Genomic DNA, 8886 nt, shown 5'->3' with positions numbered 1-8886 from the left:
CCCCCCCCCCCCCCCCCCCCCCCCCCCCCCCCCCCCCCCCCCCCCCCCCCCCCCCCCCCCCCCCCCCCCCCCCCCCCCCCCCCCCCCCCCCCCCCCTTTTTTTTTCCACCCCCACCCCCCCAACCCCCATGCTCAGCAGCCCCGTGGGCTCGGAGATGTGTAAAACACACAGTCACCACGTCGTTGGTCATCTCGGCCTGCTGATGCTGGCGCTGATCGTGGTGGCGATCATGCTGGGCTTCCCCACCGCGTTCACGCTGATGGGCATGGGCGTGCTGTTCTCCTGGCTGGCCTATCGCATCGACGCCCCCCAGATCGCCGTGCAGCAGACGCTGGACCTGATGGTGCAGCGCGCATACGCCGTGATGACCAACGACGTGCTGATCTCGATCCCCCTGTTCGTGTTCATGGGCTACCTGGTCGAGCGCTCCAATCTGATCGAGAAGCTGTTCCGCAGCCTGCACCTGGCGCTGGCATGGATCCCCGGCTCGCTCGCGGTGGCCACGCTGGTGACCTGCGCGATCTTCGCGACCGCCACCGGCATCGTCGGCGCGGTGGTCACGCTGATGGGGCTGCTGGCCTTCCCCGCAATGCTGCGCGCGGGCTACAGCACCTCGCTGTCGGCGGGTGCGGTCACCGCGGGCGGTTGCCTGGGCATCCTGATCCCGCCGTCGGTGCTGCTGATCGTCTATGGCGCCACCGCGGGCGTGTCGGTGGTGCAGCTCTATGCGGGTGCCTTCTTCCCGGGCCTGATGCTGACCGGGCTCTATATCGTCTACATCCTGATCTTCGCCAAGCTCAAGCCGGCGCTCGCCCCGCCGCTGCCCGAAGCCGAGCGCGTGGTGCCGCTGCCGCCGCTGGCACGCACGCTGGAAGCCAATGGCGCCAGGCATGCGCTGCCCGCGCTGGGCGCCGGCATGATGCGCACACTCAAGGGGCCGCGCAATGCCGACGTGCCGACCGGCGAGTTCATGCGCCAGCTCGGCATCGTGCTGCTGCCGTTAGTGGCGGTGGTGGCGATCATGGGCACGATCTACCAGGCGGTGACCGCGCCTGCGGCCAGCACCGCCGTGGAGTCGCCGCTGTCGCTGGGCGGCGCCGAGGAAAGCAGCGCGCCGCTCGACGAGCTGCAGGCGCCGCCGTCTGACGAAGCGGCCACGCCCCCCGCACAGCCGGCACCGGCAGCACCCGCCGCAACCACGCCGCCTGGCACGCCGGCGGAGCGGGCCACTGCGCCAACCCAGCCACCCGCGCCCGCGGCCGCCGCCGTCACTGCCCCACGCTGGTTCTGGATCACGCTCGCCGTGGTGGCTGCCGTGATGCTGTATTTCTACTGGCGCTTCAGCTTCGCGCGGCTGGAAATCTTCAAGATGCTGCTGACGTCGTTCTTCCCGCTGGCGCTGCTGATCCTGGCGGTGCTGGGGTCGATCGTGTTCGGGCTGGCCACGCCCACTGAAGCTGCCGCGGTAGGATCGCTGGGCGGCGCGCTGCTGGCGGCCGCGTACCGGCAGCTCAATTTCCGCGTGCTCAAGGAATCAGTGCTGCTGACGGCAAAAACCAGCGCCATGGTGTGCTGGCTGTTCGTGGGCTCGTCGATCTTCTCCGCCGCGTTCGCCTTGCTGGGCGGGCAGGCGCTGGTCGAGCAATGGGTGCTGTCGCTGAACCTGTCGCCGGTGCAGTTCATGATCCTGGCGCAGGTAATCATCTTCCTGCTGGGCTGGCCGCTGGAATGGACCGAGATCATCATCATCTTCATGCCGATCTTTATCCCGCTGCTGGATAACTTCGGCATTGACCCGCTGTTCTTCGGCCTGCTGGTGGCGCTGAACCTGCAGACCGCGTTCCTGTCGCCGCCGGTGGCGATGGCCGCCTTCTACCTGAAGGGCGTGGCGCCGCCGCACGTCACGCTGAACCAGATCTTCCTGGGCATGCTGCCGTTCATGGGCATCCAGCTGATTGCGCTGGTGCTGCTGTACGTGTTCCCCGGCATCGGCCTCTGGCTGCCCACGGTGCTGTACCGCTGAGCGTTGCGGCGCGCATGCGCCGGATCCCCTGCACGGCCGTGCGCGCCGCCTATACTGGTTGGCAATGCCGACCGATACCGCCCTCGCCACGCTTCCCGTCGATACCGCATTCCGCACCGATATTCCCGGGCGGCTGGACCGCCTGCCGTGGTCGCGCTGGCACTGGCGCGTTGTCATCGCGCTGGGCGTGGCGTGGGTGCTCGACGGCCTGGAGGTCACGCTGGTGGGCTCGGTCGGCGCGGTGCTGGAGCGCCCCGACACGCTGGCGCTGACCGCAACGCAAGTCGGCTGGACCGGCTCGCTCTATATCCTGGGCGCGGTGATCGGTGCGCTGGTGTTCGGCCGCATGGCCGACCGGCTCGGGCGCAAGCGTCTGTTCCTGGCCACGCTGGCGGTCTACATGGTGGCGACGCTGGCCACCGCGTTCGCGCCGGACTTCTACTTCTTTGCCGCGTGCCGCTTCCTGACGGGCCTGGGCATCGGCGGCGAATACGCTGCGATCAATTCCGCCATCGACGAGCTGATCCCTGCGCGCGTGCGCGGCCGCGTCAACCTTGCCATCAATGGCAGCTTCTGGCTGGGTGCCGCGCTGGGCGCAGGACTGAGCCTGGTTCTGCTCGACGCGCGCGTGTTCGGACCGGTATGGGGCTGGCGTGCCTGCTTCGCGCTGGGCGGGGTGCTCGCGATTGCGATCGTGCTGGTGCGCCGGCACGTGCCGGAAAGCCCGCGCTGGCTCGCCACGCATGGCCGGCTGGAAGAAGCCGAGCGCGTGGTCGCGCAGATCGAGGCCGAGGTGCGCGCCAGTCACGGCCCGTTGCCGCCGGTGGCGCCCGACTGCGTCGGCGTGGCGATGCGCCGGCGCGCGGCGCCTCGCGTGGGCGAAGTGATGCGGCTGCTGCTGCGGCGCTACCGCCAGCGCAGCATGATCACGCTGGCGTTGATGGTGGCGCAGGCGTTCTTCTACAACGCCATCTTCTTCACCTATGCGCTGGTGCTGACGCGCTTCTACTTCGTGCCCGAAGCGCGCGTGGCGCTGTACATCTTCCCGTTCGCGCTCGGCAACGCTGCCGGGCCTTTGCTGCTGGGCCCGATGTTCGACCATATCGGGCGCCGCCGCATGATCGCCGCCACCTATGTGCTCGCCGGCATCGGCCTGGCGCTGACGGGCTGGGCCTTTGTCGAAGGCTGGCTCGATGCGCGCGCGCAGGCGCTGTGCTGGTCGGGCGTTTTCTTCCTGGCCTCGGCCGCGGCCAGCTCCGCCTACCTGACCGCGAGCGAAGTGTTCCCCCTCGAGATGCGCGCGCTGGCGATCTCGGTGTTCTATGCGGTGGGCACCGGCACCGGCGGCTTTATCGCGCCGCTGCTGTTCGGCGCGCTGATCGAAAGCGGCAGCCGCGAGGCGGTCGCGGTGGGCTACGGCATCGGCGCGGCGCTGGTGATCGTCGCCGGGCTGCTGGCGCTGCGTTTCGGCATCGATGCCGAACGGCGCCCGCTGGAGCAGGTGGCGCCGCCGCTCGCGGCGGACGACTGAGCGACAGCATGCCCGCATTGCATCGTCGCGCCATGGTGACATCAGCGACATTGCCCGATTCACAACACTCCGCAACATTGCGTAAGCGGCAGGGCCACCGTGACAGGCACTTCCAGGCACCTGACGGCACCGCCGCGCCGCTGTGAGCCGCCTGCAAGCTTAGTGCCGAGTTAAGCAGTGCTACAGCCTCCTCTTACACATTTTTACAGCAAGCGATGGGGCACTTGTCTAGCCTTAACTCACCTGCGGTGGCCTGAGTGCATGAATCTTTGCGTCAACGGGCTGCCACTTCGTGGTCATGACTGGCCATTGTTCAACACTGCCCGCATGAAGGCGGGCAAATCCACGGACCGCCTCGTCGGTCCGATTGCAAGGTGCGCCGATACGGCTCCCGCCACATCGAGCGTGCTGCAGACAACAAGCTGAATTGGGGACAAGCAAACCGGGCTTCGCGCAACCGCCCTCGCGCGACGGCACCGTTTTGCCTGGGAAAAAAGCTCGTCCGGCATGCGCCATGCGCTTGCCGGCGGGGAGCCTTTGACTTGCTTGCCGGAGAACAAACACCATGGCCGACCAGCGCAACAACAACCCGCCGCCCCGCCAACACTTGCTGACGCCGGCGCCGGGGCACCAACCCCAGGGCGAGGGGCTGGTCGAACGCAAGACGCCCGTGGCCGTGCCGCTGTGGCACATCGTGCCGCGCATGGCCGGCTACGGCGTGGTGCTGTTCATCGTGTGGGCGGTGCTCACCATCATGTTTCCCAACGTGTTCACGCGTTCGTCCGAGCGCGCCGTGGTGAACAGTCCCGTCAGCCTGGTGACCTCGCCAGTGGAAGGCATCGTGATGAAGCAGATGGTGGCCGCGGGCCAGCCCTTCATGGCCAACCAGCCGCTGATGATCGTGCAGAACCCGAACATCGACCGTTCGCTGTTTGTCGACCTGACCGGCAAGAAGCTCGACAACCAGCAGCGCTACGATTCCGCCAAGGCCAGGCTGGAAAGCAACCGCCGCCTGCTGGCCGCCACGGACTCTGACCTGCAGCGCTACAACAGCGCCGCGCAACGCGAACACGCGGCGCGCGTGCGCGCACTGGAAGCCCGTGTAGCGGTGGCGAAGGCGCAGGAGGACCAGCAGCAGGAAGTGGTCAACCGCAACCAGAACATGCAGTGGGCCGGCGCGGTCAGCGAGGCCTATACCAACGCATCGCGCTACCAGCTGTCCATGCTGTCCAATGCCAAGGCCGCGGCCAAGGCCGAGCTGGACAATGCCGTCGGCGTGAGCGAAGCCGCGCGCAACAAGGTCTATGCGTCTTCCACCGACGGCCCCAGCGCTTCGCTGGCGCAGCGGCGTCAGGTGCTGAACGCCGAGAACGCACAGCTCACCGCGGAACTGGAACAGCTTGAAACGTACGGCAAGGAGGTCGACAAGCTGCTCGCCGCCGAGCAGGAACGCATCGACCGGCTCTCCAACCTCGAGATCCGCTCCACCGAGTCCGGCACCATCGAAGACCTGATCGCGCAGCCAGGCATGCGCGTTGCCGCCGGCGCCACGCTGGCGCGCGCCAGCAACTGCTCGCAAACCCGCGTGGTCGCGGTATTTCCGCGCGGGCTCAGCGACAGCCTGCTGCCCGGCGCGCGGCTGAACGTGCATGTCGATGGCCTGCCCACGCCGCTGCCGGCATCGGTGGCGGAGATCCTGCCGCGCGCGCCAGATGGCGACCAGGCGCGCTACTTCGTCCCGTTCCCGCCGATCGAGAAGAACGAGATCTATGTGATCGCCAAGCTCAACCGTCCGCTGGGCAACCTGCCCGACAAGCCCGCCTCCGGCGTCGTGCCGGCCGCGGCGGCGGGTCAGCAGGCGTCCTCGGGCCACTGCGGCATGGGCCGCTGGGCGCGCGTGACGCTGAACCAGAGCTGGCTGGGCCAACTGCGCGCATCGCTGTCGTGACGGCGCGCGCGGGCACAGGAGATACCCGATGCGACTGTCCCGACTGTCACCTTCCCACGCACGCCTGCGCCGCCTGGCAGCCAGCATGGTGCTGCCGGCACTGGTGGCGCTGACGCCGGCAGCGGCGCGCGCGCAGCCGGCCGCGCAGCCGGCCGCGCAGCAGACGCTGCTGGCCGAAGGCTGCAAGGCGCTGGCCGAGCGCGTCAGCCGCGAGCCCGGCAATGGCCCGCTGTTCCTCGCCAGCTATGAGACCGCGCCCGGCGGCGAGCCGCTGGCACCGGCGCTGCGCAATGCGGCCTTCGTCTACGACAATGCGCTGGCCGGTATCGCGCTGGTGGCATGCAAGCGGCCGGCAGAGGCGCGCCGCATCGCCGACGCGATGCTGCAGGCCACCCGCCAGGACCGCACTTACCGCGATGCGCGGCTGCGCAATGCCTATCGGTCCGGCGCCTTGCCCGCCGGGCCGGTGCCGCTGCCCGGCTGGTGGGACGAGCCCAGCAAGCGCTGGTTCGAAGACGCCTACCAGGCCGGCACCGCCACCGGCAACGTGGCCTGGGCCGCGCTGATGCTGCTGGCCGTGCATGAAGCCACGCGCGACGCGCGCTATCTCGACGGCGCCGCCGCGCTGATGGGCTGGGTGCACGCCACCGTGCCCGACACCGGCGCGCCCGCAGGCTATATCGGCGGCTTCTTCGGGCACGAGCCCAAGCAGACGCGCCAGGGCTGGAAATCCACCGAGCACAACGTCGATACCTACGCCGCCTTCAGCTGGCTGGCGAGCCAGCGCAACGATCCGCGCTGGCGCGACGGCGCCGCGCGCTCGCGCGGTTTTGTCAGCGCCATGTGGCAGGCGCGCGAGGGCCGCTTCATCATCGGCACGCGCGACGACGGGCGCGCGCCCAACGCCGGCCCTTCTGCGCTGGACGCGGTGCTGTGGCCGCTGATCGCCATCCCCAATCCTCCGCAGGACTGGCGAAAAGCGCTTGACTGGCTGGACGCCAGGCATCGCGCCGGCGCCGGCTACGGCTTCAAGGCCAGCCCCGACGGCCTGTGGACCGAAGGCACCGGCCAGGCCGCGCTGGTGCTGCAGGCCGCCGGCCGCGCGCAGCAGGCGCAGGCGCTGTGGCCGGTGCTGCTGTCGCAGCGCGCGCCTTCCGGAATGCTCTACGCCACGCCCGAGGCGCGCATCAGCACCGGCCTGTCGATCGGGCCCACCTCTACCACGGAGGACTTCTACTACTACCACCTGCCGCACCTGGGCGCCACCGCATGGGCCGTGCTGGCCGCCGCGCGCTGGAACCCGTTCCGCCCGGGCGGCTGCCTGGAGCCATCCTGCCCGCCGCCGGCCATCGCCGCCGCCACCGACGCCATCCCCAAGGATTGACGATGTTCACTCTCTTCCTCGAGAACCAGACGCTGCTGGTCATCAACGGCGGCGTCCTGCTGGCGATGGTGTTGCTTGCACTGCTGTGCCGGCAGGACCGGCCCGTCGACCGCATGCTGTTCGGCGGCGTGACCATGCTGCTGCTGGTGGTCTACCTGACATGGCGTATCCGCGAAACGCTGCCGGAATGGCAGCCGACCTTTGCCAGCGCGTGGGCGCATGTGTTCTTCGCGTTCGAATGCATGACGCTGGCCTATACGCTGCTGTCGATCGTGGTGCTGACCCGCACCAGCGACCACAGCCCCGCCGCCGACGCGGGCGAGGCCGCGCTGCGCCGCGCGCCGCACGTACCGCGCGTCGATATCTTCATCGCCACCTACAACGAGGGGCTGGAGATCCTGGAGAAGACCATCGTCTCCGCGCTGGCGATCGACTACCCGGACTTCCGCGTCTGGGTGCTGGACGATACCCGGCGCGACTGGCTGCGCGAGTTCTGCGAGCGCGTCGGCGCGTACTATGTGACGCGCCCGGACAATACCCACGCCAAGGCGGGCAACCTCAACAACGGCCTGCAGCGCAGCGCCGAGGCCGGCGGCGCGCCCTACATCCTGGTGCTGGACGCCGACTTCGCGCCCCACCGCAATATCCTGCTGCGCACCGTGGGGCTGTTCAACGACCCGCGCGTGGGCGTGGTGCAGACGCCCCAGTTCTACTACAACGCCGACCCGATCCAGTACAACCTGCGCGCCACCGAATGCTGGGTCGACGAGCAGCGCGCGTTCTTCGACGTGATGCAGCCGGCCAAGGACGCATGGGGCACGGCGTTCTGCATCGGCACCTCGTTCGTGGTGCGGCGCGACCTGATCGAGATGATGGGCGGCTTCCCCACCGGCACGGTGACCGAGGACATCCACCTGACCTACCGGCTGCTGCCGCACGGCTATATCACGCGCTGGCTCAACGAGCGGCTCAGCGTGGGCCTGTCGGCCGAAGGCCTGCCCGAGTACATCAGCCAGCGCAGTCGCTGGGGGCTTGGCACGATCCAGGTGGCACTGACCGCCGACGGGCCGCTGCGCGGACGCGGCTACACCGCGGTGCAGCGGCTGCACTATGTGCACGGCCTGCTGCACTGGGTCTCGCGTCCGTTCACGCTGATGCTGCTGGCCGGGCCGCTGCTGTACTGGTACTTCGGGGTCTCGACGCTGTACGGCGAGCCGCTGCAGTTCCTCGCCTACGGGTTGCCGGCGCTGATCGCGTACTGGGCCTACAGCATCTGGATCACGGGCCAGCGCGCGCTGCCGATCTTTACCGAGGTGACGCAGATCGTGGCGTCGCTGGCGGTCACCGCATCCTTGGTCAGCGCGATGTTCAAGCCGTTCGGGCGGCCGTTCAAGGTGACCAACAAAGGGCTGGACCGCTCCAAACTGGTGATCCACGGCAAGTTCGCCGCGCTGTATGCGGGACTGCTGGCGCTGTCCGCGCTCGGGCTCGGGCACGCGCTGATGACCGACGCCGACGCGCCCGGCCTCGCGTTCAACACCGTCTGGACCGGTGTGGCGCTGATGCTGTACCTGGCGTCGTTGCTGGTCTGCGTGGAGCTGCCGCGCCCGCGCAAGGAAGAGCGCTTTCCGCACCACGCCGCCGCGCTGCTGCGCGTCGATGGCCGCGAATACCGCGTTACCACCAGGGACCTGTCCTGCAACGGCGCCGGCGTGACCACGCCGCTGGCAGCGGCCTTCCGTGCTGGCATGGAAGGCGCGCTGTGGCTCAGCCAGACCGGCTGGATCCCCTGCCGCATCGTGCGCCGCGACGGCCAGCTGCTGGGCATCGCGCTGCATGCCGACATGACGGTGCGCCACAGCCTGATCCGCCTGCTGTTCAGCGATCCCACGCACAACATCGCCCGGCAGGGACAGCCACGGCTGGCGATCTCGCGCTTTATGCGGCGCGCGCTGCTGGGCTGAGCGCCGCCTGAATCTTCTTCACTACTCCGGGATCT

5 protein-coding genes are annotated in these 8886 nt (G+C 69.0%); all 5 read left to right on the top strand.

All coding sequences use genetic code 11. The features are described 5' to 3' along the window. Positions 1–128 precede the first annotated feature (128 nt). The 5 genes from AB1I47_RS28545 (at position 129) to AB1I47_RS28525 (ending at position 8851) form a co-directional block, all read left to right on the top strand. Entirely contained in the window at positions 129–2024 is a 1896-nt protein-coding gene (locus AB1I47_RS28545; RefSeq protein WP_354687053.1) for a TRAP transporter large permease, read from the top strand. 64 nt (positions 2025–2088) lie between these two features. Further along, positions 2089–3555 carry an MFS transporter gene (locus AB1I47_RS28540; protein WP_354687052.1) on the top strand — a complete coding sequence of 489 codons (1467 nt, stop codon included), beginning with the start codon at positions 2089–2091 and terminating at the stop codon, positions 3553–3555. A 565-nt stretch (positions 3556–4120) separates the two neighbouring features. Then, positions 4121–5503, top strand: coding sequence for an HlyD family secretion protein (locus AB1I47_RS28535; protein WP_354687051.1), 1383 nt, complete (start codon positions 4121–4123; stop codon positions 5501–5503). A 28-nt stretch (positions 5504–5531) separates the two neighbouring features. Then, positions 5532–6887, top strand: a complete 1356-nt coding sequence (locus AB1I47_RS28530; protein ID WP_354687050.1) for a hypothetical protein — start codon at positions 5532–5534, stop codon at positions 6885–6887. 2 nt (positions 6888–6889) lie between these two features. Next, positions 6890–8851 (top strand): glycosyltransferase family 2 protein, encoded by a 1962-nt coding sequence (locus tag AB1I47_RS28525; protein WP_354687049.1) that lies wholly within the window; start codon positions 6890–6892, stop codon positions 8849–8851. The last annotated feature ends 35 nt before the right edge of the window (positions 8852–8886 follow it).

It is taken from the genome of Cupriavidus necator (assembly GCF_040578825.1).
Taxonomy (GTDB): domain Bacteria; phylum Pseudomonadota; class Gammaproteobacteria; order Burkholderiales; family Burkholderiaceae; genus Cupriavidus; species Cupriavidus necator_E.
This window is presented reverse-complemented; position numbering and strand designations above follow the sequence as displayed.

Bases quoted from the DNA above. Each gene is read 5' to 3' on its own strand.
- AB1I47_RS28530 (WP_354687050.1), top strand. From the start codon at position 5,532: ATGCGACTGTCCCGACTGTCACCTTCCCACGCACGCCTGCGCCGCCTG.
- AB1I47_RS28535 (WP_354687051.1), top strand. From the start codon at position 4,121: ATGGCCGACCAGCGCAACAACAACCCGCCGCCCCGCCAACACTTGCTG.
- AB1I47_RS28525 (WP_354687049.1), top strand. From the start codon at position 6,890: ATGTTCACTCTCTTCCTCGAGAACCAGACGCTGCTGGTCATCAACGGC.
- AB1I47_RS28540 (WP_354687052.1), top strand. From the start codon at position 2,089: ATGCCGACCGATACCGCCCTCGCCACGCTTCCCGTCGATACCGCATTC.
- AB1I47_RS28545 (WP_354687053.1), top strand. From the start codon at position 129: ATGCTCAGCAGCCCCGTGGGCTCGGAGATGTGTAAAACACACAGTCAC.